We start from the raw sequence: 25813 nt of genomic DNA, 5'->3' as shown, positions 1-25813 counted from the left end.
ACATTCAGTATTCAAATTACATCGCTTATATTTGCTACTTTTATAACGTATGAAACTTCACGATTTAACATTCGAGCCTTACATTTCAGCAGAAAAAATTCAAAACACCGTTAAATCTTTAGCAGTAACAATAGCAAAAGATTACACTACAAAAACGCCTGTTTTTGTAGGTGTTTTAAATGGTGCATTTATGTTTTTAGGCGATTTAATGAAGTATTATCAGCAACCTTGCGAAATTAATTTTACCAAATTAGCATCTTATCAAGGCACAAGTTCAACCGGTGAAGTGCAAACCTTAATCGGTTTAAATTCGCTTGAAGGCCGAGATGTTATAATTGTTGAAGACATTGTCGATACCGGTCATACGCTTGCAAAAATTATCGATTTGTTAACTGAAGCTAAGGTTAATTCATACAAAATTGCAAGTTTATTTTACAAACCCAAAGCTTATAAATATGACTTTAAAGTCGATTACGTTGGACTTGAAATTCCACCAAAATTTATAGTAGGATACGGCTTAGATTATGATGGTTTAGGTCGAAATTTACCAGAGATATATCAACTAAAATCATAACAATGACCAATATTGTTTTATTTGGCCCACCAGGCGCAGGAAAAGGCACACAAGCCGAACGTTTAAAAGAAAATTTTAAGTTGAAACACATTTCAACAGGCGACATATTTAGAAAAAATATTAAAAATCAAACAGACCTAGGAACTGAAGCTAAAGCCTACATTGATAAAGGTGAATTAGTGCCAGATGAAGTGACCATCGGTATGTTGAAAACAGCCGTTGAGGAAGATAAATTTGGAAACGGTTTTATCTTTGATGGCTTTCCTAGAACAGTGGCTCAAGCAGAAGCCTTAGATGAATTGTTAGCTGATTTAGACACCGAAGTTCATGCGATGTTATCACTTGAAGTTCCTGACCAAGTTCTTGTAGATCGCCTTTTAGAACGCGGCAAAACTTCAGGTCGAGCAGATGATGCAAACGAAGATGTTATAAAAAATCGTGTTAGTGTCTATTATAAAGAAACCTCAGTTTTAAAAGATTATTATAAATCAAAACATAAGCTGCACACAGTAAATGGTGTTGGTAGTATTGAAGAAATCGCTAACCGCTTAGCTGATATTGTAAAGACATTATAAGGAATGACTGAAGGTAATTTTGTTGACTATATTAAAATTTTTATCAAATCTGGAAAAGGTGGTAAAGGATCTACGCATTTAAGACGTGAAAAAGCCGTTGCAAAAGGCGGTCCAGATGGTGGTGATGGCGGTCGTGGAGGCCATGTTATTGTTCGTGGCAATAAAAATTACTGGACGCTATTTCATTTAAAATTTAAACAACATGTTCGTGCAACCCATGGCGGTGATGGCGGGAAACAAACCAGTACAGGACATGATGGTGAAGATGCGATTATTGAAGTGCCTTTAGGTACAATTATTCGTGATACAGAAACTAACGAGATTATAAAAGAAATCACCGAAGATCAGCAAGAATATATAGCTGCAAAAGGTGGTCAAGGCGGTAAGGGTAACGCACATTTTAAGACATCTACTAACCAAACGCCACGTTATGCGCAGCCAGGAATTGAAAGTGAAGAAAAACAAATTACGCTAGAGCTAAAAGTCTTAGCAGATGTTGGTTTGGTAGGTTTTCCTAATGCAGGAAAATCTACATTACTTTCGGTCATAACAGCGGCTAAGCCTAAAATTGCTGATTATGAATTTACGACTTTAAAACCAAATCTAGGAATAGTTAAGTACCGTGATTATAAATCATTTGTCGTTGCCGACATTCCAGGTATTATCGAAGGTGCGGCCGAAGGTAAAGGATTAGGCTATCGCTTTTTAAGACATATTGAGCGTAATTCAACTTTGTTGTTTTTAATCCCTGCAGATGCCGATAATGTTGTTAAATCTTACGAGATTTTACTCGACGAACTGAAGCGCTATAATCCTGAATTATTAGATAAGTCACGTTTGATTGCAATTTCAAAATCTGATATGCTAGACGAAGAACTGAAAGCGGAGTTAAATGAAGAACTGAAATTAGGCTTCAAAAACACACCATATTTATTTATTTCATCTGTGGCTCAAGAAGGATTACAGGAATTAAAAGACAAGCTTTGGGAGTCTGTTAATGCTGATAAAGCCAGGTTAAACTAGCTAAACTTGAAAACTAACAAAATAGGTTAAAGCATTTGTAATTTAATTTCAAAACAAGCGCCTTGTTTAACATCACTTTGTTTAACGCGTATTTTGCCTTTATGATAATCTTCAATGATTCTTTTGGCAAGCGATAAGCCAAGTCCCCAGCCGCGCTTTTTTGAGGTGTAACCGGCTTCAAAGATTTGCTTATGACGATGTTTAGGAATACCTTTTCCTTGATCACTTATCAATATTGATACCCAGTTTTTAGTGATTTCGCTGGTAATTTTGATCTTACCTTTGCCTTTCATAGCATCAACAGCATTTTTTATGATATTTTCTATTGTCCAACTGTATAAAACAGTATTCAGTTTAACATCAACAACTTCTTCAGTTAACTGAACTTCAAAATGAATTAGCTTACTGTGTTTATTTCGCAAATAGTCAATAGCAGATTTAGTTTCTTTAATTAAGTCTGTTTTTGTTAGTACAACTTCAGAACCAATTTTTGAAAATCTATTGGTGATGGTCTGTAACCGATTAACATCTTTTTCCATTTCATCAATATAACTTTTATCGACTGAAAGATTTGTTTTTAAAATCTCTATCCAACCGACCAAAGATGATAAAGGTGTACCAATTTGATGTGCTGTTTCTTTTGCCATTCCTGCCCACAGCTTGTTTTTTTCACTGTATTTTGAAGTCCGAAAAAATAAAAAAATTAAGCCTGTAAAAAGTGCGAAAATGAGTAGTAAAATGATAGGGTAATACTTGATTTTTTCAAGAATTTGAGAATTACCATAATAAATGTACTGGTAGTTGTTGTTACCTAAATCGACTTTTATGGGCTTATTCGTACTTTTTAGCTCTTTAAGAAATTGATACAACTTCAGTGAATCTTCTTCGATTTTTGGTGGAATATTGTTATATCGAAAAATGGTTCCTTGTTCATCAGTGTTTATAATTGGTATTTCAAGATCTGTACTTAAAATGTACAATTCTAAACCTAAATCTACATCTTTAGTAGAAGCATTGTTGAAGGATTTTTGGGCTTCAGACCAAATGGCCATTTTTTGGCGCTCATCTTTTTTAATTCGTTCATAGAATAAGGCCACATTCCAAGACACTAAAATGACAATACTTAGCGATGAAAAAATAATAAACCATCGCGCAAAGTCTTTATTTTCAAAAATTCGCATGGGTGCTTTTTTCAATATTACAAAAATAGAACGATAAATTACTGATTATATTTAATCAAGAACCCCTATTTTTACGCTGTAATATTTTAGGCTATGTATAATTATTTCTCTTCAAACTTTACACTTGGAATATTGGGCGGTGGCCAACTCGGCAAAATGTTGCTTAACGAGACTCGAAAATATGACATAAAAACGAAGGTTTTAGACCCAAATCCTGAAGCACCAAGTGCTATTGCATGCAATCAGTTTGTTTGTGGAAGTTTACTCGACTACAAAACAGTGATGCAGTTTGCTGAAGATGTAGATGTGTTAACTATTGAAATTGAAGCCGTTAATATTGAGGCTTTACGAGATCTTGCTCAACAAGGAAAAAAAGTTTATCCTTCAGCTGAAACTTTAGCAGTTATTCAAAATAAGCAAATACAAAAAGATTTTTATAAAAATAATAATATTGCAACATCAAGGCATTTCAATTTTGCGTCAAAAGTAGAATTAGTTAATCATCTCAAGGCTCATCCAAATTTATTTCCTCAGGTTTGGAAAGCTGCCACTGGCGGTTATGATGGTAAAGGCGTTCAAGTTATCAAGAATTTAGACGATGCAAAACAGTTACCAGATGTCGCTTGCTTACTTGAAGATCTCGTCGATTTCAAAACAGAATTAGCGGTTATTGTTGCACGAAACTCTTCAGGCGAAGTTAAGTCTTATCCAGTTGTTGAAATGGAATTTCATCCAGAAGCCAATCAAGTTGAGTATGTGTTATGCCCAGCAAGAATTTCAGATGAAATAGCTCAAAAGGCGAGAGACTTAGCTGAAGAAGTTTCATCTAAAATTAAGCATGTCGGTTTATTAGCAGTCGAATTATTTTTAACACAATTGAATGATGTTTTGGTCAATGAAGTTGCACCTAGACCTCATAATTCTGGTCATTTTTCTATAGAAGGAAGCTATACCAATCAGTTTGAACAGCATTTACGCGCTGTATTAGATTTGCCATTAGGTGACACATCAACCAAGCAGGCTGCTGTGATGGTAAATTTAGTTGGTGATGAAGCTTTTGAAGGAAATGTATTATATAAAAACATAGAACATGTCATGTCGCTAAAAGGTGTAACTCCTCATATTTATGGCAAAAAATTCACGCGTCCATTTCGTAAAATGGGCCATGTTACTATTATAAATCAGTCAATTGAGCAAGCAAGAGAAATCGCTGCTCAAGTTAAATCTCAATTAAAAGTTATTGCTCATGAAAACGCATAAAGTAGCTGTTGTGATGGGAAGCACAAGTGATCTTCCTGTCATGCAAGATGCCATTGATATTTTAAGACACTTCGGTTTAGAAGTTGTTGTTGATGTGGTTTCTGCTCATCGCACGCCCGAAAAAATGTTTGATTTCGGAAAAAATGCACATCAAAACGATTTTAAAGTTATTATTGCTGGCGCTGGTGGTGCGGCACATTTACCTGGAATGTTAGCATCATTAACACCTTTACCAGTAATTGGTGTGCCTGTAAAATCGAGTAATTCGATTGATGGCTGGGACTCAGTTTTATCAATTTTGCAAATGCCTAATGGTGTTCCTGTGGCAACAGTAGCCTTAAATGCTGCTAAAAATGCAGGTATTTTAGCTGCTCAAATTATAGCCAGTAATGATAAGGTTTTACAAGAGAAATTGATTGCCTACAAACTTGAACTAGCAGAAAAAGTTTCTAAAATGTCGTCTTCATTAAAAAACAATTAACTCAGCTGTTAAGCAATTGCCTTTTTAAGCATAATTTCTTTTTGAATGCCATCCCATAGGATGTGACGAAGTTTCAAGGCCTCAATAGCGCAATGCTCTGCTTCTTCCCAATATTGGGTGTTGTTGCCACATAGTTCAGAAATTAATTCTAGTGCCATTGGTCCGTGTTCATCTTCATCTAATTCAATATGACGATCAAAATAGTATTTGAATAAACTTAAGTCTTCTTCAGGAAAATTCTGTTGAATTTCTCCAATAATAGAGGTAAACATATCTGGGATGAGTTCTTCACGACCAAAAGTGAAGGCTGCTGCTATTTTATGCGCTTTTCCTTCGTTGATGAGCTGAAATGTAAACTTCAAAAACTGCTTGACGCTTGTAGGAAGTTGACTGTCTTCAACTTGTTTAATAAGTGAAGCTGAAGTAGAAAGTGATTCAATAAAACGGCTAACTTCATTAGTGTTTGCATTGGCTTTTTTCATGGCATCTAAATACATTTCAAAATGACTTTGACGCTTGCCTTCTTGATTAAGATCAGTTTCTTCAGCTAATACAATTTCATTAATTAAATAGCGGTGTTCAGGTTTTCCAACGGGTTTCCAAGGTGTACTTACGCATGTGAGTTGTTGCTGCAGGGCTTTTAGTAAAGACATAAAATCCCAGACGGCAAAAACATGATGTTGCATGAAAATTTGTAAATCTTGAGGCGATTCAACATGCTTGTATAACTCATGTTTTAATAGACTTTCTCTATATGACTTTGTATGGCTTTTAAGTAATGAAATTGACATAGCAAATTTTTATTTAAAAATAGAAAGCAGCTAACTAAAGCTGCTTTTTTGAGTTTAATAATTAGGAAAAAATTATAGATTTATTTAAAAGCTGGAATTCCTGTAATATCCATTCCTGTAATAAGTAGGTGAATATCGTGTGTGCCTTCATAAGTTATGACACTTTCTAAATTCATCATATGGCGCATAATACTATAATCACCTGTAATTCCCATTCCGCCTAAAATTTGTCTTGCTTCACGAGCTATGTTAATGGCCATTTCAACATTATTGCGTTTGGCCATAGAAATTTGAGCTGTTGTAGCCTTGCCTTCATTTTTAAGTTGACCTAAGCGTAATGCCATCAATTGTGCTTTAGTGATTTCGGTTATCATTTCAGCTAATTTTTTTTGCTGAAGTTGATAGGCTGCAATTGGTTTATCAAACTGAATGCGTTCTTTTGCGTATCTTAAAGCTGTATCGTAGCAATCCATTGCTGCACCAATAGCGCCCCAAGCAATACCATAGCGGGCAGAGTCTAAACAAGATAGAGGCGCACCAAGTCCGCTTTTACCAGGAAGTAAATTTTCTTTTGGAACTTTAACGTCATCAAAAATAAGTTCGCCTGTTGCAGATGCCCGTAAAGACCATTTGTTGTGGGTTTCTGGTGTTGTAAAGCCTTCCATGCCACGCTCTACAATGAGTCCGTGAATTCGGCCTTCTTCGTTTTTTGCCCATACTACGGCAATATCACAAAAAGGTGCATTTGAGATCCACATTTTTGCACCGTTGAGCACATAGTGGTCGCCTTTGTCTTTAAAATTAGTGGTCATACCACCAGGATTTGAACCGTGATTTGGTTCGGTAAGTCCAAATGAGCCCATAAACTCGCCTGAAGCTAATTTGGGTAAATATTTTTTCTTTTGCTCCTCTGTACCATAAGCATAAATTGGAAACATGACGAGTGATGATTGTACCGAGGCGGTTGAACGGACACCGCTATCGCCACGTTCTATTTCTTGCATAATTAAACCGTAAGAAATTTGGTCTAGGCCAGCGCCACCATATTCTTCAGGAATGTAAGGTCCAAAAGCGCCGATGTCTGATAAGCCTCTAATAATCGATTTTGGAAATTCAGCTTTTTGAGCCGCATCTTCAATAATCGGGCTTACATCACGCTTAACCCAATCACGTGCTGCTTCGCGAATAAGCTTGTGTTCTTCGGTTAATAAATCATTAATATTGTAATAATCTGGTGCTTGAAAAGTATCTTGTTTCATAATTTTAAATTGAATTTCAAAATTAACTAATCTTGCAGCATTGGTCAAGGTACAAGTGTTATATTTTTATTGAATTTGTAAATTTTAAGCTTTGAAATTGAAAAACAAATAAACAACATTAAAATTTAAGTGCTTAAAATTATAATTATTGAAGTTTTAAAGTTTAAGGTAAAAGTCTTTAACTAAGTTGAAGTATTCAGTAGTGTATTGATGCCGCTCAATTTCAATTGTGAGTTCGGTGACTTCAACAGGTGTTTTTAATTCGTGTTCTAGGCAAATTAAACTCCTTTTAATTGGTGAGTTTTTGTGGCCTTTAACGTGCAAAATTTCAGCAGGAAATAACTCAAAATTTTGGGCAATGTCTAAGAATTCAGCTTCATTTAGATATGGAATAATCACGCAAAATTTTCCATTTTGATTTAAGAGCTGATTAGCGCTATAGAGCAATTCTTTGTAGTTTAGGCTGTTGGTAAATCTTGCATTTGTTCTTGCGCTAGACTTTATGTTGTTTTGTGGTTCAAAAAATGGTGGATTAGAAATAATTAAATCGTAAGATTCATCTATTTCATCTACAAACTCTTGTAAACTAGCGTGATAACAGAATAGTCGGTCATTCCAAATACTATTTTCGAAATTAGTAACACAATCTTCATAGGCATTATTGTCAATTTCTATAGCGTCTATGAGTTCTGCTGAGCTGCGTTGTGCAAGTTGAAGACTAATTACGCCAGTGCCAGCGCCGATGTCTAAAATGCTGTTGGGCTGATGCTTAATGCTTGCCCAAGCGCCTAATAAAACGCCGTCTGTACCAATTTTCATGGCGGTTTTGGCTTGCGTGATGCTAAATTGTTTAAAATGAAATGGTTTTGACACGTTAATCTAAGTAAAGTTCAAGCAGACCGTCGGGTAAATTAAAATGAATTTCTTGATTAGCTTTGTCAATTTTTTCAATAAAGACATCGTTTACAGGCACTAAGATTTCAGTGTTGCCTTTGTAAATAATAAATAAGGCTTGAGGCGAAGTGCTGTCTACAGATTTTATTTTACCAAACTCGCCATAGTGTTTATCAAACACTTTATAATTTGTGACTTCGTGATAATAAAATTGATCGTCATCAAGTTCCGGTAATTCGGTGAGCGGCAGGTACACATCTTTTTTAATTAACTCAAGGGCATCAGCTTCATCATCAACATCTTCAAGCTTAACGCGAAGTAAATTACTGCGTTGTAAATTAGATTGTAAAATAAAAAAAGGAACCAGTTTTTGGTTAATTTCAACCAAAACTGATTCCAAATGTTTGTAAGTTTCAGGCTCGTCAGTATCTAATTTGATTTGAACTTCGCCTTTAAAACTGAATTTGCTAACGATTGTACCAAGATAAAAGCAATCATCTTTTGTCATCGTTAACGCGCTGTTTAAGCTTTTTCTTCTTTAGATTCTTCTTCAGCAGATTCTGCTTCATTAGTCTCTTCGGTTGCTTCTTCAGCTTCTGCTTTGGCCGCTTCTTCAGCTGCTTTAGCTTCGTCTTCAGCAGCTTTTGCTTCAGCCTCACGCTTAGCATTTACTTCTCTTTCAGCATCTAATGCTTTTTGTTTAGCTTCTTCTTTGGCTTTTTGAGACTTTTCAGAAGCATTTTCAATCGATGCATTTTTTTCTTCTAACCAAGCCTCAAATTTCTTGTTGGCTTCTTCTTCAGTTAAAGCACCTTTATCAACACCTGCTAGCAAATGTTTCTTTAATAAAGCCCCTTTGTAAGATAAAATACGTTTTGCTGTGTCGGTTGGTTGTGCACCATTACGCAGCCATTTTACAGCATTATCAACATCAAGTTCGATAATGGCTGGTTGAGTAGTTGGATCATAAACTCCTAGTTTTTCTAAGAATTTACCATCTCTTTTCTCACGACTATCGGTAGCAACAATCCAATAAAAAGGTTTTCCTTTTCTACCGTGTCTCTGTAATCTAATTTTAGTTGGCATATAAGATTAAATTTTAAGGTTCTCGACCTCAGTTATTAATAAGGCGCAAAGATAAGTTTTATTTTTGATACACAATCAATTATATTTTTAGAATTTTTATTTTACATTTGTTAGCAAAATTTTAAGATAATGAAGATTTACATTCTAGCTATTTTGGTACTTGTTTTAGGCAGTTGTTCTGATGATATTATTAAAGATGAGGCAACCGTTCAAGGCTTAGTCAATAACGATTTTTACAAGGCAGTCTCAGCAACAGCTTCAGTAGATGAAAATGGATTATTTTCTATAAGAAGTTCTTCTACGGAAGTGATTAGTTTTAGAACTGAATCTATGAATCTCGGTACTTATGAAATTACACCAAATGGTATAAATACGGCTAGTTACGAAAATGTAAATGGTGTTGTTTATACCAGCAATCATGAAGATGTTGTTGGTGAAATTACAATTACCCAAGTTGATGAAGATGGCTTTGATGGTACGTTTTTCTTTAACTTAAAAAATGCTGAAGGTGAAGAGGTTTTTATTAGAAGCGGCTCCTTCTTTAATGTACCACTTTTGGACGCAGAAATTGATGACCCTACTGATCCTACAAATCCTGATGAATTTTTAAATGCAAATGTTAATGCAACTGCTTTTCAAGCTAATGTAATTAATATTCAAGAAAGCAATGGTGTATTTACAGTTTTTGGCTCGGTTGATAATGCGGTAATTACAATTGTTTTTCCAAATACGCTTGAAGCAGGTAATTATGATGTTTCAACTGAAGACAACATTCAGCTAGGTTATTCTGAAAGTGAGACTGTCGAGTTTGCTGAAACAGGAAATTTAACCATTTCTGAAATTACTGACTCTGCGATTTCGGGCTCATTTGAGTTTACAACAACAGCGGGAATTCAAGTTTCTTCAGGTGAGTTTTCAGTGAATTTGTAGGAAAAAATGCAGATTTATTATCCTAGAAAGCGATTTCGAGGACTAGCTTTAGTTTGTTTAGGTTTGCTTTTTGTAGCAACCGTAAATTTGACTAGCGAATTATTGATATTTCAAATAGTTGGTGCTCTTATCTTAATATTAGTAGTCCTGTTAGGGTTTACTTTATTAAGTATCCTTGCGTCAAAATTCAGGTTATTAACACTCACTGAAACTGAATTTATTGATTACAGGGTTTTAAATTCACCTATTAATTTAAGCGATATCAGAGGTTTTAGCATTGATAATCAAAGTTTACAATTACAGTTGAAGCCAACTGCTCAACTAGAATTTAAAACTTTTCATAGGCTGTTTTTACATCTTTTTTATAAAGATCATCAATTAAAATTAAATACTTCAATCTTATCAGCTAGTCAAATTAAGCTGTTAAAACATCAACTTAAATCAAATTGCTCATCATCTAGTCTGTAACTAAATCATAACAAGTTTTTAATTTTATATCAATTAGCTATAATAGCCGTATTTTAGTTTCAATTTAATTACTAAAACTATGGGAACAATTAAAGCTATAAAACCACTCGGTTTTCATTGGGAAACGATAAACCCTTTTATATTTTGTGCTTATCATCAAGATGATTTTCCGCAAGGAAAGCTTAATTTAGGACCTGATCATCGGTATTTGAAAAACAGATTATTAGGGAATGATTTCACTAAAAAAGATGGTTTTAGAATGTACCATGGTCAAAAAGTACCAGGATTTCCTTTCCATCCACATGCTGGTTTTGAAACCATTACTTTGGTTGAAGAAGGTTTTGCCGACCATACAGATTCATTGGGTTCCTGCGGACGTTTTGGCCATGGTGATGTGCAATGGATGACTGCAGGTAAAGGTGTTTTGCATTCTGAAATGTTTCCATTAATACATCAAAACAAGCCTAATCCATTAGTGTTATTTCAACTTTGGCTCAATCTACCAAAAGCTTCAAAACAGGTTAATCCACATTATAAAATGCTTTGGCATGAAGAAATTCCTGTAGTTCCAATTCAACAAAACCAGCAAACAGTTGGTCAAGTAAAAATAATTGCAGGGCATTATCAAAACATCAAAGCTTTATCACCTACACCGAATTCATGGGCAGCAAACCCAGAAAACGAGGTTCAAATTTGGCGAATAACATTACAAGCTGGTGCAGAATTTGTAATACCAAAAGCAAAGGCGCCAAAGCTTAATAGACAATTGTTTTTTTACAAAGGCGACTCTATTAACGTTGAAAATCAGTCGATTTCATCAGGTCATTCATTAGAGCTCTCACCACTTAAAAGTCCTAAGATTACAGTTAATTCTAAAACAGCAGAATTTTTGTTTCTACAAGCCAAACCCATTAATGAGCCTGTAGTGCAGCATGGTCCGTTTGTGGCCAACTCAAGCCATGAAATTAATACAATTATCAAAAACTATCAGCAAACACAATTTGGTGGTTGGCCTTGGCCAGAAGCCGAATTTACTCATGGTCCTAATCCGCGACGATTTGCTAAGTATCCTGATGGTACAACCGAAGAAAAATTATAAATTTGAAGTTTCAGCTTCTAGTCTCTTTGCTAAAACTATTTTAATACTTTTACTATGTACATCATTTTTGATACCGAAACCACAGGTCTTCCAAAACGTTGGGATGCGCCTATAAGCGATGTGGATAACTGGCCAAGAGCTATACAAATTGCTTGGCAAGTTCACGATCAATGGGGTCAATTAATTGAAGCAGAAGATTATTTAATTCAGCCTGATGGTTTTGATATTCCTTATGATGCAGAACGTATTCATGGTATTTCTACAGCACTAGCAGAGACGGAAGGTAAAGAGCTAAATTTTGTTTTAGAGCGTTTTAACCAAGCGCTTGCAAAGGCAACATTTGTAGTTGGACAAAATGTTGGTTTTGATGTGAATATTATGGGAGCTGAGTTTTTTAGAGCTCAACTTGAAACACCAATGCTCAATATGTCCGTTTTGGACACTTGTACTGAAAAAACAGCAAAATTATGTCAAATTCCTGGAGGTCGTGGTGGAAAATATAAATTACCAACTTTAACTGAGCTACATGAGCATCTTTTTAATCAACCATTTAAAGAAGCTCACAATGCTACCGCCGATGTTGAAGCAACAACCCGATGTTTTTTAGAGTTAGTCAGAATTCATAATTACACTGAAGAAGAGTTAAAAGTTGAGTCTGGTTATTTAGAAGAATTTAAAGCAAAACATCCTTCTGCAATTCAGCCAATAGGTTTAAAGCATGTTAATTTAAAGCAAGCTTCAGATAAGCTAAAAGCAAAAGAAGCTTCAACTGAAACGCAACCCACTAAAGAAGAAATTCAACAAAACTTAGCACAATTAGAGGCTAATCATTTTGTTCACCTTCATAATCATAGTCAATTTTCAGTGTTACAATCTACCAGTTCTGTGGCTGATTTAGTTGCTGCTGCTGCAAAACATCGTATGCCAGCTGTTGCCTTAACAGATCATGCCAATATGATGGGTGCATTTCATTTTGTGAATGCCATAAAAAAGCACAATAAATCTATTACTGAAGATAGTGACCTTGTACCACTTAAACCTATCATCGGATGCGAATTTTTTGTTTGTGAAGATCACACCGATAAATCCAGAAAAGATAATGGCTACCAGATTGTTTTACTTGCAAAAAACAAAAACGGTTATCATAATCTTGCAAAATTATCTTCAATCGGTTTTACCAAAGGCTTTTATTATGTGCCAAGAATAGATAAGACTTTAATTGAGCAATATAAGGAAGACATCATCGCTCTTTCTGGAAATATGTATGGTGAAGTGCCAAGTAAAATTTTAAATCTTGGTGAAAAACAAGCTGAAGAAGCCTTAATATGGTGGAAAGAGACTTTTAAAGATGATTTTTATATCGAGTTGATGCGGCACCATCAAGAAGATGAAGATCGTGCCAATGATACTTTAATAACGATGGCTAACAAACATGATGTTAAGTTGTTAGCGACTAATAATACTTATTATATCAATCAGCAAGACGCCAATGCACACGATATTTTACTTTGTGTTAAAGATGGTGAAAAGCAATCTACCCCAATCGGTCGTGGTCGAGGTTACCGTTATGGTTTACCTAATAATGAATATTATTTTAAGTCGGCCGATGAAATGAAATCTTTATTTAAAGATTTACCAGAAGCCATTACCAACACAGAAGAAATAGCTGATAAAGTTGAAACTTTTGACCTTGCCAGAGATGTTTTATTACCAGCCTTTAGAATACCAGAAAAGTTTCAAGACGCTGAAGATCTAAATGATAATGGTAAGCGTGGTGAAAATGCTTACCTGAAACACTTAACTTATGAAGGCGCCAAAGAGCGATATGGAGAGCTAACAGAACCTATCAAAGAGCGTTTAGACTTTGAACTTTCGGTAATCGCTAATACAGGATATCCAGGTTACTTTCTAATTGTTGAAGATTTTATTCGTGAAGCTAGAAAAATGGGCGTTTCAGTTGGGCCAGGCCGAGGTTCAGCAGCAGGAAGTGCAGTCGCTTATTGCTTAAAGATTACCAATATAGATCCAATTAAATATGATTTACTGTTTGAGCGTTTTTTGAATCCTGAACGTGTAAGCATGCCTGATATTGATATTGATTTTGATGATGAAGGTCGAAGCAAAGTTATGCAGTACGTGATTGATAAATATGGTGAAAATCAGGTGGCACAAATTATAACTTATGGAACAATGGCAGCTAAATCTGCTATTCGTGATACAGCTCGTGCTTTAGATCTACCACTTTATGAAGCTGATCGCATTGCCAAGTTAGTTCCTGACATGTCTAAATTGAGTAAAATTTTTGGTAAAACGGATAAAGAGCTCAAAGAAAAATTTAGAGCTGAAGACCTTGTAAAAGTGCAAGAGCTTTTAGGGATTTCAGAGCAAGATTCGCCTGAAGCCGATACTGTAAATCAGGCTAGAATATTAGAAGGCTCAGTTAGAAATACAGGTATTCATGCTTGTGGCGTAATTATTACACCTGATGATATTACCAAATTTGTTCCCGTTTCTTTAGCAAAAGATTCAGACTTATACGTGACGCAATTCGATAATTCAGTTGTTGAAGATGCTGGTTTACTTAAAATGGACTTCTTAGGTCTCAAAACCTTGACTTTAATTAAAGATACAGTTGAAATTGTAAAAGCACGCCATGGTGTAGAGCTTGACCCTGAATCTTTTCCTTTAGATGACCAAAAGACCTACGAGCTTTTTCAACGTGGAGAAACTGTAGGGATTTTTCAGTATGAATCACCTGGCATGCAAAAACATATGAAAGATCTTAAGCCAACAGTTTTTGAAGATCTTATCGCTATGAATGCCTTGTATAGACCAGGACCAATGGAGTATATTCCTAGTTTTATTAAGCGTAAACATGGTGGCGAAGAAATTTCTTATGATTTACCTGATATGCAAGAATATCTTGAAGAAACTTACGGTATTACTGTTTATCAAGAGCAAGTGATGTTGCTTTCTCAAAAGCTAGCTAACTTTACAAAAGGTGAAGCTGATGTTTTACGTAAAGCTATGGGTAAAAAGTTGAAGGATGTACTGGCTAAATTGAAACCAAAATTCATTAATCAAGCTAAAGATAATGGCCATCCTGAAGAAAAGTTAGAGAAAATATGGAAAGACTGGGAAGCTTTTGCAAGTTACGCTTTTAATAAGTCTCATTCAACTTGTTACGCATTTGTAGCATACCAAACAGCTTATCTAAAAGCACATTATCCAGCTGAGTATATGGCGGCTGTTTTATCTAACAATATGAACGATATTAAAAAGGTCACCTTTTTTATGGAAGAATGTCGCCGAATGGGTTTAGATGTATTAGGTCCTGATGTTAACGAATCTTACTACAAATTCTCCGTAAATAAAAATAACGCCATTCGATTTGGAATGGGTGCTGTAAAAGGTGTTGGTGGTGGTGCTGTTGATACTATTGTGCAACATCGAAAAAAAGATGGTCATTACAAGTCTATTTTTGATCTTGCTAAGCGCATAGATTTACGAGCAGCTAACAAAAAAGCCTTTGAGAGTTTAGCTTTAGCTGGTGCTTTTGATAGCTTAGGTGAAGTTCATCGGGCACAATATTTTCATCAAACAGAAAGTGATCTTAACTTTTTAGAGAAAGTGCTCAAGTATGCTTCTAAATTTCAAGAAAATCAAAACTCTGCTCAAGTAAGTTTGTTTGGTGAAGCTAGTGAAGTTCAAATCCCTGAACCAGAAGTGCCGCCTTGTGAACCTTGGCATACAATGAAAACGCTTAAAGCAGAAAAAGAAGTTATTGGGTTATTTTTGTCTGGTCACCCACTTGACGATTTTAAACTTGAAATAAAACATTTTTGTAATACGGATATTAGATGTTTTAATTCTATTGAAAAGTTTTTGAATAAAGAACTTCTCTTCGCCGGTGTGGTAACCGATGTTCAACATCGGGTCAGTAAAAACGGTAAGGGTTTTGCAACTTTTATTTTAGAAGATTATTATGAAAGCCATGAATTCTGGATTTTTGGTGAAGACTATTTAAAGTTTAGACATTTTTTAGTGTTAGATAATTTTGTTCATGTTAAAACAACGGCAAGACAATTTATCAACAAAGAGACTGGTGAGAAAGGCCGAACACGTATTACATTTAAAGCATTTAAGCAATTACAAGATGTAGTTCAAGAGTTTGCAACTAAACTTACGCTAACTTTAGATATAAAAGAATTAAATGATGATTTCGTAAAACAGCTAGAACAAGTAATTAGCCAGCATAAAGGCTCGAAGCATGTTAAATTTAAAATTAGGGATTATCAGGATAAAATTGAATTGCAAATGCCAAGTAAAAGCAAAAAAGTAGAAATTTCTAAAGAATTACTCCTATCACTTCAAGATTTTAATTTGAGTTATAAGCTCAACTAGATTTTATAAATTAACACACGGTCTGGAAACTTCAACCTGACCGTGTGTTATAGTATTTATTGATTATTTTTTCTTATTGTTTTAAAAAAATGCCCCTTTAAATTATCTATTAATTATTTTCAGCTTGTTTTAGTTCTGTGAAATGTTTGTAGAAGTAAGGAATGGTTTCAATTCCTTTTAGAAAATTCCAAACCCCAAAATGCTCATTAGGTGAGTGAATCGCATCAGAATTTAGCCCAAAGCCCAGTAAAATTGTTTTAGATTTTAGATAACCTTCAAACAAAGAAACAATTGGGATGCTGCCACCGCTACGCTGAGGTATGGCCGGTTTGCTGAAAACGTCTTGAATGGCTTGGTCTGCAGCTTGATATTCAATACCGTCTATAGGCGTTACGTAGGCTTGACCTCCGTGATGAGGTTTTACTTCTACAGAAACACTTTTAGGTGCTATTTTTTCAAAATGAGTTTTAAAGAGTTGCGTAATTTCTTCCCAGTCTTGATTCGGCACCAATCGCATTGAAATTTTAGCAAAAGCTTTACTAGGGATTACGGTTTTTGCACCTTCGCCAATATAGCCGCCCCAGATGCCATTGACATCAAGAGTTGGTCTAATTGAACCACGTTCTAATGTGGAGTAGCCTTTTTCGCCATGGATGTCTTTAATATCAATATGCGCTTTATATTCTTCTAAGTCAAATGGTGCTTCACCCATTTTCTGACGTTCGGATTGGGATAAATTTTCAACTTTATCGTAAAATCCGGGTATAGTGATGTGATTATTTTCATCTTGAAGAGAAGCAATCATTTGGCTTAAAATGTTAATTGGGTTGGCTACTGTCCCGCCATACAAGCCAGAATGTAAATCTCTATTTGGGCTGGTGACTTCAACTTCTACGTAGCTTAAGCCTCTTAGCCCTGTTGTGATTGACGGCGCTTCTTTGCTAATCATTCCTGTGTCTGAAATGAGAATGACATCATTTTTAAGTTTTTCTTGATTGCGTTCTAAAAACCACTCTAAACTGACGCTGCCAACTTCTTCTTCACCTTCAATCATAAACTTGATATTACAAGGTAAATTCTCGGTCTTAGTCATAAATTCTAAGGCTTTAACATGCATAAACATTTGGCCTTTATCGTCACAAGCACCACGAGCGAAAATGGCGCCTTCAGGGTGAATTTTGGTTGGTTTTATGACAGGTTCAAATGGTGGGCTGTCCCACAAATCTAAAGGATCTGGCGGTTGCACATCATAATGTCCGTAAACTAAAACGGTTGGTAGGCTTTGATCAATTATTTTTTCACCATAAACAATTGGTAATCCTGGTGTTTCACAGATTTCGACAGCGTCACAGCCAGCCTGACTCAAGGCTGTTTCAACAGCTTTAGCTGTTTTTATGGTATCATTTTTATAACTAGAATCAGCGCTGATTGAAGGTAGTTTTAATAGTTCAACGAGCTCATTTATAAAACGATCTTTATGTGAGTTAATGTATGATTTCGGATCCATAAGAATGATTATTTTTAAAAGTTACAATTTAAAAATAATTAAGGAACTAATGTTTGAAAATTTAGATTATTGTTTATATTTGCAAACCAATTTAAATAGCCGCGGATGTGGTGGAATTGGTAGACACGCTAGACTTAGGATCTAGTGCCGCGAGGCGTGAAGGTTCGACTCCTTTCATCCGCACTTCTAAAAGCTGAACAACCTGTTAAAGGTGTTCAGCTTTTTTGTTTATAGCTTTTGAGTTATTATTAAATCAAAAGCTCTATTAATTGATGAATTTCATTGTCCACCTAAGGTTATATACTTGTCCCGACTCTAGAACTTGCAAACCAGACTTATGATTAAAACTATCAGAATAACCAGTCATAGGTTCAATTGCAAGTGCATTTTCAGCTTGGGGTTTATATAACTGTAAGTAGTTAATTTTAGGTTTTGAGGTTAGTTCTACTTCGTAAGTTGGTGTTTTAAATTTTACCTTGTCAGAGCTAATAATGTAACAATCATCTAGTTTATTTGGAATTTCAAAAGGTAAATTAATATTAGATTTACATGTATCAACACCAATTAATTGGTGATTATGAATGACTTTACGATGACTCTCAAATTCAAGAGTTGAGTTATCTATTGAGGTTGTTTTGAAGTAAGGATGCCAACCTAATGTAAATGGAAATGCTTTAGAGTCTGTGTTTTTAATAGATATACTAAAACTGAAACTATCTTGACTAATTTGATATTTTAAAATTATATCATAGGTGAACGGAAATCCATCAACGGGATTTTGTTCTTGGTAATTTAATGTAAGTGTGTCTTCATCTGGATTCCTTTCATTCTCTATTACTTTAAAAGCTTTATTGTAAACTAAGCCATGAATAGCATTATGACGGTCAATTTCATTAATGTCTAATTGGTAATGTTTATTGTTAAACGTATACTTACCATCTGATATTCTGTTGTTAACAACAAGCATAACCAACAAAATTTCACGAATTTGATTTTGAAAATATACCAATAGTTGGTATATTTGGTAAAACTTTTAAGTTATGGCCAAAAATACGTCGATATTATTAGGAGACTACTTTGATAGCTTTATAGATCAGCAAATAAAAAAAGGAAAATATTCTTCTGCAAGTGAAGTTGTAAGAGCTGCTTTAAGAATGTTTGAACACGAAGAGTCAAAAAAAACCGAACTTATTAAAGAACTCAAGAAAGGTGAAAAATCAGGATTTGTAGAGAACTTTGATCGTAAAAAACTTTTAAAAAAACTTCACCAAAATCATCTGACTGAATGATGAATTATAAAATTAGTGAAGAAGCAAATCGAGATATTGAAAACATTTGGGTTTATACATTTGAAAACTGGTCTCTTGAACAAGCGGACAGATATTTAAACTTAATAATAGATGAAATTGAATATTTGACTAAAAATCCGCATTCTGGAAAAGATTATGGTCAAATTAGAAAAGGATATTTTCGTTCTCTAGTAAAGTCACATTTTATTTTCTATAAAATCAACCTTAAAAATGAACAAATTGAAATCATAAGAATTTTGCACCAAAGAATGGATATTGAATCTCGATTGAATGAATAAAATGCCAGTTGCCAACACTGCATATCGCTCATTGCGGAGTTTGTGGCTTAATCGAAGGTTTGTAGTTATCTGGAAATTAAAATCCATAATTGAAAAATAATCGCTAATTTTGCCGCAACAAAGCGTTATGCGGAACCGGCAAACGGAAATAATACAGCACTCGCATAATTTTCTTGATAAGATGTCTGCGATAGATCTCCAATAATTTCATAGTCACGAAACTTTAAGCTCTTGACTCGTCCACCTTCATTAGGAGCTACCATCAATTGAATGGATTGACTTGAGTTACTCAGCTTAATTAAGCTTGAATCTTTTTCTGGAGAAATGTTGTTTAAATCAACTATATTTCTATGATTTACCTTCAAATTGGTAGCCAATGCTTTCAATTGTAGATTTTATTTGATCTTCAGTTGCTTGACCTTCAACCTGAACTGTTCCTTTGTCTAAATTAACATTTACATCATTGACTTGCTCTAAGTTACCTAGATTTTTTTCAACATTTGCAACACAATGGTTACAGGTCATTCCTTTTATTTTATAAGTTGTCATATCTGTTGTTTTTAAATTTTGTTTTTTTGGTATAAACCGAATAATTTCGGCTTGGATAATTAAGTAAATAAGTATGATACCGCTACCAATCATTAACCAATGTGGCAGGATATGATGTTGCTGTTCTGTGATATTGGTGATAGGTAAAAAATAATTGTAGAGTGATTCAGGCAAGATGTAGTCTATTAAGAAGCCAAAAAGTAAAGCACCGCCGATAATAGAACTTAAATAGACTAAGGTTGTTTTTTTACCGATCGTATTCCACAAAACGGTAAAGGTGGCAATATTTGTTGCTGGTCCAGCCATTAAAAACACAATAGCAGCTCCTGGCGAAATTCCTTTTAATAATAATGCGGCTGCAATCGGAACACTAGCTGTAGCACAAACATAAAGCGGAACACTTGCTATTAAAACAATAAGCATATTTAACCAGGCTTGATCAACATACTCGGTAAATAAACTATCGGGTACAGCTACAGTTATCAATGCGGCTAAAGCTAGGCCTAATACCAAATAGCGTGAAATATCTTGTAAAAATGTAACGAAGGCATATTTAAAAATACGGTTAAACCAGCCTTGCTTATTTGAGGCTGAATCTTCTACCTCACATGAGTTACATGAATCATCTGTGCAGTCAGACGCATTAATTTGTTCGGTCAAAACATAATTATCGGCTATAAATCCGCCGAAAACACCAGTAACAAAAGCAATAATCGGTCTTATAATTGCGTAAGCCCAACCCATTAAAGCATAGGTGATTAATATACTATCAACACCGGTTTGTGGTGTAGAAATTAAAAATGATGTTGTTGCGCCTTTTGAAGCGCCATTTTTGTGAAATGAAACGCCTGTCGGAATAACACCGCAAGAGCAAAGCGGTAAGGGAATGCCGAACAAAGCAGCTTTTATAGAAGAGGCAAATCCTGGTTGACCTAACTTACGTTGTAACCAGTCTTTTGTGAATACACCATTTAAAAGACCTGCTATTAAAAAACCTAGTAATAAATATGGTGCCATCTCTATGGTTAAATCCCAAAGCGCCGTAAAATAATTTTTAAAAAAATTCATATTACAAAATTACTTAATTTAGAATAGTTCTATGTAATATTTGTTACTGATTTTATGCTAATGTTTATCGAAATCATTTGAAGTCCATTAAAAATTCTCAAACTTATTTTACAATGAATAATCATTTGTTTAGCTATCACCGCTTATATTTTTATAGGCGAAGATTGATGTTAGTTATAAAAGGCTAATTTTGTATAAAAATAAATTCGAATGTCTGAAATAATTGATTGTATTGTAGTTGGAGGTGGAGCGAGTGGCTTTTTTTTTGCCATTAATTATGCCGAGCAGCATCCAGATCAATCGGTTGTGATTTTAGAAAAATCAAAACAAGTGCTTCAAAAGGTAAAAATTTCTGGTGGTGGCCGATGTAATGTTACCCACGCGGAGTTTATTCCTAAAGATTTATCGAAGTATTACCCGCGTGGTGAACGCGAATTAATCGGACCATTTCATCGATTTATGACAGGCGATATGATGTCATGGCTAGAGCAACGTGGCGTAGCACTTAAAATTGAAGATGATGGCCGTATCTTTCCAACCTCAGACTCATCACAAAGTATTATCGACTGTTTTGTAAATGAGGCGCGTCGTTTACATGTATCAGTAAAAACATCTCAAGTAGTTACTGATTTTAATTACGTTAATAAACGCTGGCAGGTGACAACTAAAACCCACAACTTTGAAGCAAAACAATTAGTGATTTCAACTGGAAGCAGTTTAAAAATATGGAAAAAATTAGAACAATTAGGACATAAAATCATAGCTCCAATACCATCATTGTTTACATTCAATATTCAGCACAAAAAACTAACGCAGTTACAAGGTTTAAGTTTATCAACGCATATTAAATTATACGAAATAAATTCCACTAAACGCATGTTGTTAGAGTCTTCTGGCGCTACATTAATCACGCATTGGGGTTTAAGCGGTCCTTGCGTTTTAAAACTTTCGGCATGGGGAGCTAATCTACTCAATAAGCTAAATTATCATTGCTTAATCAGTATTAATTGGCTGCCAGATTTAAGTGAAGATGAGGTTAATGAGGAGCTTAAAAAAATGAAATTGGAGCAGTCAAAAAAACAATTGAGTAAGCAGTTAAGTTTTAATTTACCTAAGCGATTTTGGCTTTTTATTTTGGAAGAAGCCGAAGTAAGTATTACAAAAAATTGGGGTGATCTCTCAAAATTAGAACTTAATAGAATTTCTTCTACTTTGCAAGCGTTTACAGTTGAAGTTAAGGGTAAAAGTACATTTAAAGATGAGTTTGTAACAGCAGGTGGTGTTCACTTAAAAGAAATCGATTTTAAAACTTTTAGAAGTAAACAATTACCTCAATTAAAAATAATTGGCGAGGCGCTAAATATCGATGCCATTACAGGTGGATTTAACTTCCAAAATGCTTGGACAAGTGCTTATATTGCCGCAACGACTAATTAAGTCGCCAAATTTCAAAATTAAGTAGCATAGCAAACGCCACCCAAACTAAATAAGGAATAAGTAAATAAGCAGCCTTGTTAGAAACCACTTTAAACCACTTAAATGTAAGTAAAATTAAAATTAAAAGTGCTACAATTACAAATAAGGCATATAGCGGTTTTTGTAAACCAAAAAATACAATAGACCACAAAGCATTCAGCAATAATTGAAAACCAAAATGGTACAAAGCTGTTTTAACCCATACATGATGAAAGCCTCTATGCCAAACTAAAGCAGCAGAAACGCCCATTAAAATATACAAGATAGTCCAAACAGGTGCAAATAACCAATTTGGAGGATTAAAAACAGGTTTATTTAGCGTTAAATACCAAGTATTAACACTGGTTTGGGTAGCGATAGACCCAATAAAACCAATAGCTAAACAAATAAAAACAGCAATTATTATTTTATAAATAAATTTTATCTTCATGAGGTTCCAATTTCGCATCCTAAAATAGACATTTTATATATGAACTGCAACTCGTGATTAGCCTTCATTGAACTGGTCTAAAAATTATAATTTACTTGCATATTTTAAATTATCTTTGTTAAAAAAACTTATGCAGGCTAAAGATTTTATTGCACCAAATTTCAAGCATCATTTTGTAGGTAAAAAAGTTATATCGACTGCACCAAGTAATATTGCTTTGGTTAAATATTGGGGAAAATATGATCAACAACTACCAACCAATGCCTCTATAAGTTTTACTTTAAACACTTGTAAAACAACTACTGAAATACATGTAGAAGAAAAAAATACAACTGAAGACTTTAATTTTCAGGTGTATTTTGAAGGGAAATTGAAGCCAGATTTTAAACCTAAAATTGAAAGCTTTCTAAAAAAAATTGAAGTTTACAGTCCTTTTTTAAAAGACTATAAATTTTCAATACATACCAAAAACACCTTTCCACATAGTAGTGGTATAGCTTCCTCAGCTAGTGGTCTAGCAGCTTTAGCAAAATGTATTGTCGATTTAGAACAATCTGCAAATCAATCACAATCAGCTGACTATTATAAGCTAAAAACTTCATTCTTGGCACGTTTAGGATCAGGTAGTGCTTGTAGAAGTACACATGGTAATTTAGTGGTTTGGGGTCAACATTCATCAATTCCAGAAAGCTCAAATCTATATGGGATTGAGTTTCCATTTGAAGTTCATGAAAAATTTAAAAACTTCTGTGACAGCATACTATTAGTAGATAAAGGTCAAAAACAAGTCAGCAGTTCTGTTGGCCATCAACTGATGTATCAACATCCTTTTGCAGAACAACGATTTAAGCAGGCTAATGAAAATTTAACGCAATTAACTTCAGTTTTGCAAAATGGAAATTATAAAGATTTTTTTTCACTTGTAGAAACTGAGGCTTTAAGTTTACATGCGATGATGATGACGAGCAAGCCTTATTTCATCCTGATGCGTCCAAATACTTTGCAAATTATAGAAGCGATTTGGGACTTTAGAAATTCAACTCAAACACCGCTTGGCTTTACCTTAGATGCAGGTGCAAACGTGCATTTGTTATACCCTAAATCAGTTGAAAGTGAGGTTAAATCTTTCATTAAAAATAGCTTAGCAAGCTATTGCCAGAACAAAGAATACATTCATGACCAGGTTACAATAGATTAAAACACTGTTAACAAGTTGCTTAAATGTTTGTTGTATCTCATTTTTTGTCTAATTTCGTGATACCTAACCACAGAAACACTTAAAAAATGAAAGGACCATTATTTTATTCTAAGATTTTATTGTTTGGTGAATATGGAATTATTAAAGATTCTAAAGGATTATCAATACCATATAATTTTTACAATGGCGCATTAAAGATTGATGATGAACTGAGTGATACCGCCAAGTCATCAAACTTAGAATTAACACGTTTTTCTGATTACTTGAAAACATTAAACCAAAACCAAGATATCAAAGTTCAATTTGATGTTGACGCTTTACAGCATGATATTTCTAAAGGATTATATTTTGATAGTAGCATTCCGCAAGGTTATGGTGTCGGGAGTAGTGGTGCTTTGGTTGCTGCAATTTATGATAAGTATGCCATCGATAAAATTACAGTTCTTGAAAATCTAGGTCGAGAGAAACTACTGACTTTAAAATCGATTTTTGCAACAATGGAGTCCTTTTTTCATGGTAAATCTTCAGGACTTGACCCTTTAAATAGCTATTTAAGTTTACCAATCCTTATTAACTCTAAAGAAGATTTAGAGCCAGCAGGAATTCCTTCTCAAACATCAAGTGGTAAAGGAGCTGTTTTTTTACTAGATAGTGGTATTGTTGGAGAAACAGCGCCAATGGTAAATATCTTTATGGAAAACATGAAGCAAGAAGGCTTCAAAAACATGATTAAGACCAAATTTGTTAAACATACTGATGCCTGTGTTGAGAATTTCTTAACAGGAGATTTCAAATCTTTATTTAAAAATATTAAAAGTCTTTCAAATACTGTTTTAGATAATTTCAAACCTATGATTCCCGCTAAATTTCATGACTTATGGAAAAAAGGTATTGAAACCAATGATTATTATTTAAAACTTTGCGGCTCTGGCGGTGGTGGTTATATTTTAGGTTTTACTGAAGATTTTGAAAAAGCTAAAAAAGCACTATCAGGATATAAGCTTGAAGTGGTTTACACCTTTTAAACACTTTTATGTCAACCGAGACTAATAAGTTTTTTTTAAAGTTATTCAGTTTATTTTCGGTAGTTCGAGGTTATAATTTATTAGTACTTGCTTTAGCTATATATTTCGCGTCTATTTTTATTATGGCGCATGATATACCTGTTAAAGATGTTTTATTTGATTTAAATCTTCATTTACTTGTACTCTCAAGTTTGCTAGCTATTGCTTCAGGATATATTATCAATAATTTTTATGATTCTGAAAAAGATTTAATCAACAGACCTGCCAAAACACTCTTAGATAATTATGTCAGTCAAAACACTAAATTAGGGGTTTACTTTGGCTTAAATTTTTTAAGTGTTATCGTTGCTAGTTACGTTTCATTTAAAGCAGTTTTATTTTTTTCAGGTTATATATTTTTATTGTGGATTTACTCTCACAAATTGAAAAGAAAAGTTGGTATTGCTACACTAATGGCTAGCATGCTGGCTGTTTTACCCTTTTTTATAGTATTTGTCTACTATAAAAATCTTGATCTAGTCATTTTTGTTCACGCTTTATATTTGTTTCTACTCGTTAGCATTAGAGAGCTGATTAAAGATTTAGAAAATCTACGAGGCGATTTTGTTCAAGAATATCAAACATTACCTGTTGTTTATGGAATGCGATTGACTAAAAAAATAATTAGTGTATTGTGTGTTTCCTTAATTGTGCCAGCTTTGGTGCTTATAAGTTTATTTGACATCGGCTATATGACCTATTATTTCGCAACGAGTGTCTTATTCTTCATTTTTTTCATTTTAAAATTATGGCAGTCTCGAACAAAAAAACACTATGTATTGCTTCATAACCTACTTAAACTTGTAATTGTTATCGGTATCTTTAGTATTGTATTAATTGATTTACAGCAAGTTGTTGATCGAATATTCTAAAGCGAAAGGTTTTAATCTCAAATTTTAAAGCTTATC

At 34.2% G+C, this 25813-nt stretch carries 26 protein-coding genes and 1 tRNA gene; 16 read left to right on the top strand and 11 right to left on the bottom strand.

The window, feature by feature from the left end:
* The first annotated feature begins 49 nt into the window (after positions 1 to 49).
* From hpt to obgE, 3 genes are read left to right on the top strand one after another with little or no spacing between them, the layout of a single operon-like run.
* Positions 50 to 574 (top strand): hypoxanthine phosphoribosyltransferase, encoded by a 525-nt coding sequence (gene hpt, locus BUB82_RS11910; protein WP_073192757.1) that lies wholly within the window; start codon positions 50 to 52, stop codon positions 572 to 574.
* A 2-nt stretch (positions 575 to 576) separates the two neighbouring features.
* A complete protein-coding gene (locus BUB82_RS11905; RefSeq protein WP_073192756.1) occupies positions 577 to 1149 on the top strand; it encodes an adenylate kinase in 573 nt (190 codons plus the stop codon).
* 3 nt (positions 1150 to 1152) lie between these two features.
* Positions 1153 to 2172 (top strand): GTPase ObgE, encoded by a 1020-nt coding sequence (gene obgE, locus BUB82_RS06275; protein ID WP_073192755.1) that lies wholly within the window; start codon positions 1153 to 1155, stop codon positions 2170 to 2172.
* Between the two features lie 26 nt (positions 2173 to 2198).
* Here obgE and BUB82_RS06270 read toward each other — a convergent pair whose 3' ends face one another.
* On the bottom strand, positions 2199 to 3353 hold the full coding sequence (locus tag BUB82_RS06270; RefSeq protein ID WP_073192754.1) for a sensor histidine kinase: 1155 nt from the start codon (positions 3351 to 3353) through the stop codon (positions 2199 to 2201).
* 93 nt (positions 3354 to 3446) lie between these two features.
* On the opposite strand from BUB82_RS06270, the gene BUB82_RS06265 reads away from it, so the two are divergent.
* Together BUB82_RS06265 and purE are read left to right on the top strand one after the other, a co-directional pair.
* Positions 3447 to 4613 (top strand): 5-(carboxyamino)imidazole ribonucleotide synthase, encoded by a 1167-nt coding sequence (locus tag BUB82_RS06265; protein WP_073192753.1) that lies wholly within the window; start codon positions 3447 to 3449, stop codon positions 4611 to 4613.
* Complete coding sequence (gene purE, locus BUB82_RS06260; protein ID WP_073192752.1) at positions 4600 to 5094, top strand: 5-(carboxyamino)imidazole ribonucleotide mutase; 495 nt, start codon at positions 4600 to 4602, stop codon at positions 5092 to 5094. Before BUB82_RS06265 ends, purE begins: the two co-directional genes overlap by 14 nt.
* 8 nt (positions 5095 to 5102) lie before the next feature.
* On the opposite strand, the gene BUB82_RS06255 is transcribed toward purE, so the two are convergent.
* From BUB82_RS06255 to BUB82_RS06235, 5 genes are all read right to left on the bottom strand, one after another.
* A complete protein-coding gene (locus tag BUB82_RS06255) occupies positions 5103 to 5885 on the bottom strand; it encodes a DUF3050 domain-containing protein (protein ID WP_073192751.1) in 783 nt (260 codons plus the stop codon).
* A gap of 80 nt (positions 5886 to 5965) precedes the next feature.
* Positions 5966 to 7144 carry an acyl-CoA dehydrogenase family protein gene (locus tag BUB82_RS06250; RefSeq protein ID WP_073192926.1) on the bottom strand — a complete coding sequence of 393 codons (1179 nt, stop codon included), beginning with the start codon at positions 7142 to 7144 and terminating at the stop codon, positions 5966 to 5968.
* Positions 7145 to 7300: 156 nt separating this feature from the next.
* The gene (locus BUB82_RS06245; RefSeq protein ID WP_073192750.1) at positions 7301 to 8017 is read right to left on the bottom strand and encodes a tRNA1(Val) (adenine(37)-N6)-methyltransferase; all 717 of its coding nucleotides are present in this window, start codon (positions 8015 to 8017) and stop codon (positions 7301 to 7303) included.
* Between the two features lies 1 nt (position 8018).
* Positions 8019 to 8546: a ribosome maturation factor RimM gene (gene rimM, locus BUB82_RS06240; RefSeq protein WP_073192749.1), complete on the bottom strand. Its 528-nt coding sequence runs from the start codon at positions 8544 to 8546 to the stop codon at positions 8019 to 8021.
* 14 nt (positions 8547 to 8560) lie between these two features.
* The gene (locus BUB82_RS06235; protein WP_073192748.1) at positions 8561 to 9124 is read right to left on the bottom strand and encodes a 30S ribosomal protein S16; all 564 of its coding nucleotides are present in this window, start codon (positions 9122 to 9124) and stop codon (positions 8561 to 8563) included.
* A gap of 129 nt (positions 9125 to 9253) precedes the next feature.
* Between BUB82_RS06235 and BUB82_RS06230 the strand changes: the two genes are divergently transcribed.
* From BUB82_RS06230 to dnaE, 4 genes are all read left to right on the top strand, one after another.
* Positions 9254 to 10054 (top strand): DUF6252 domain-containing protein, encoded by an 801-nt coding sequence (locus BUB82_RS06230; protein WP_073192747.1) that lies wholly within the window; start codon positions 9254 to 9256, stop codon positions 10052 to 10054.
* Between the two features lie 6 nt (positions 10055 to 10060).
* Positions 10061 to 10522 (top strand): hypothetical protein, encoded by a 462-nt coding sequence (locus BUB82_RS06225; protein WP_073192746.1) that lies wholly within the window; start codon positions 10061 to 10063, stop codon positions 10520 to 10522.
* A 79-nt stretch (positions 10523 to 10601) separates the two neighbouring features.
* Positions 10602 to 11621 (top strand): pirin family protein, encoded by a 1020-nt coding sequence (locus BUB82_RS06220; RefSeq protein WP_073192745.1) that lies wholly within the window; start codon positions 10602 to 10604, stop codon positions 11619 to 11621.
* A 54-nt stretch (positions 11622 to 11675) separates the two neighbouring features.
* On the top strand, positions 11676 to 16025 hold the full coding sequence (dnaE, locus tag BUB82_RS06215; RefSeq protein ID WP_073192744.1) for a DNA polymerase III subunit alpha: 4350 nt from the start codon (positions 11676 to 11678) through the stop codon (positions 16023 to 16025).
* A gap of 109 nt (positions 16026 to 16134) precedes the next feature.
* On the opposite strand, the gene BUB82_RS06210 is transcribed toward dnaE, so the two are convergent.
* On the bottom strand, positions 16135 to 17532 hold the full coding sequence (locus BUB82_RS06210) for a dipeptidase (protein WP_073192743.1): 1398 nt from the start codon (positions 17530 to 17532) through the stop codon (positions 16135 to 16137).
* Positions 17533 to 17633: 101 nt separating this feature from the next.
* On the opposite strand from BUB82_RS06210, the gene BUB82_RS06205 reads away from it, so the two are divergent.
* Positions 17634 to 17715: transfer RNA gene (locus BUB82_RS06205), tRNA-Leu, on the top strand.
* Between the two features lie 82 nt (positions 17716 to 17797).
* Here the strand turns inward: BUB82_RS06205 and BUB82_RS06200 are convergent.
* A complete protein-coding gene (locus BUB82_RS06200) occupies positions 17798 to 18499 on the bottom strand; it encodes an aldose 1-epimerase (protein WP_143185656.1) in 702 nt (233 codons plus the stop codon).
* Positions 18500 to 18572: 73 nt separating this feature from the next.
* Here BUB82_RS06200 and BUB82_RS06195 point away from each other — a divergent pair, with 73 nt between their 5' ends.
* Positions 18573 to 18821 (top strand): type II toxin-antitoxin system ParD family antitoxin, encoded by a 249-nt coding sequence (locus BUB82_RS06195; RefSeq protein ID WP_073192741.1) that lies wholly within the window; start codon positions 18573 to 18575, stop codon positions 18819 to 18821.
* On the top strand, positions 18818 to 19120 hold the full coding sequence (locus tag BUB82_RS06190) for a type II toxin-antitoxin system RelE/ParE family toxin (protein ID WP_317041051.1): 303 nt from the start codon (positions 18818 to 18820) through the stop codon (positions 19118 to 19120). Before BUB82_RS06195 ends, BUB82_RS06190 begins: the two co-directional genes overlap by 4 nt.
* 125 nt (positions 19121 to 19245) lie before the next feature.
* Here BUB82_RS06190 and BUB82_RS06185 read toward each other — a convergent pair whose 3' ends face one another.
* Together BUB82_RS06185 and BUB82_RS06180 are read right to left on the bottom strand one after the other, a co-directional pair.
* Positions 19246 to 19506 (bottom strand): hypothetical protein, encoded by a 261-nt coding sequence (locus BUB82_RS06185; protein WP_143185655.1) that lies wholly within the window; start codon positions 19504 to 19506, stop codon positions 19246 to 19248.
* A complete protein-coding gene (locus BUB82_RS06180; protein ID WP_073192738.1) occupies positions 19469 to 20737 on the bottom strand; it encodes an SO_0444 family Cu/Zn efflux transporter in 1269 nt (422 codons plus the stop codon). Before BUB82_RS06180 ends, BUB82_RS06185 begins: the two co-directional genes overlap by 38 nt.
* Before the next feature lie 210 nt (positions 20738 to 20947).
* Between BUB82_RS06180 and BUB82_RS06175 the strand changes: the two genes are divergently transcribed.
* A complete protein-coding gene (locus tag BUB82_RS06175; RefSeq protein WP_073192737.1) occupies positions 20948 to 22174 on the top strand; it encodes a BaiN/RdsA family NAD(P)/FAD-dependent oxidoreductase in 1227 nt (408 codons plus the stop codon).
* Here BUB82_RS06175 and BUB82_RS06170 read toward each other — a convergent pair.
* Positions 22167 to 22643 carry a TspO/MBR family protein gene (locus BUB82_RS06170; protein WP_073192925.1) on the bottom strand — a complete coding sequence of 159 codons (477 nt, stop codon included), beginning with the start codon at positions 22641 to 22643 and terminating at the stop codon, positions 22167 to 22169. The genes BUB82_RS06175 and BUB82_RS06170 overlap by 8 nt on opposite strands.
* 130 nt (positions 22644 to 22773) lie before the next feature.
* Between BUB82_RS06170 and mvaD the strand changes: the two genes are divergently transcribed.
* The 3 genes from mvaD to BUB82_RS06155 all read left to right on the top strand — a co-directional run bounded on the left by mvaD (position 22774) and on the right by BUB82_RS06155 (position 25777).
* Positions 22774 to 23841, top strand: coding sequence for a diphosphomevalonate decarboxylase (gene mvaD, locus BUB82_RS06165; protein ID WP_073192924.1), 1068 nt, complete (start codon positions 22774 to 22776; stop codon positions 23839 to 23841).
* Positions 23842 to 23927: 86 nt separating this feature from the next.
* Entirely contained in the window at positions 23928 to 24866 is a 939-nt protein-coding gene (locus BUB82_RS06160; RefSeq protein ID WP_073192736.1) for a mevalonate kinase family protein, read from the top strand.
* A gap of 8 nt (positions 24867 to 24874) precedes the next feature.
* Positions 24875 to 25777: a geranylgeranylglycerol-phosphate geranylgeranyltransferase gene (locus BUB82_RS06155; protein WP_073192735.1), complete on the top strand. Its 903-nt coding sequence runs from the start codon at positions 24875 to 24877 to the stop codon at positions 25775 to 25777.
* The last annotated feature ends 36 nt before the right edge of the window (positions 25778 to 25813 follow it).

The organism is Psychroflexus salarius (assembly GCF_900129035.1).
GTDB lineage: Bacteria > Bacteroidota > Bacteroidia > Flavobacteriales > Flavobacteriaceae > Psychroflexus > Psychroflexus salarius.
Note: the sequence above shows the minus strand (reverse complement) of the source record. Positions and strands in the feature narration are given on the sequence as shown.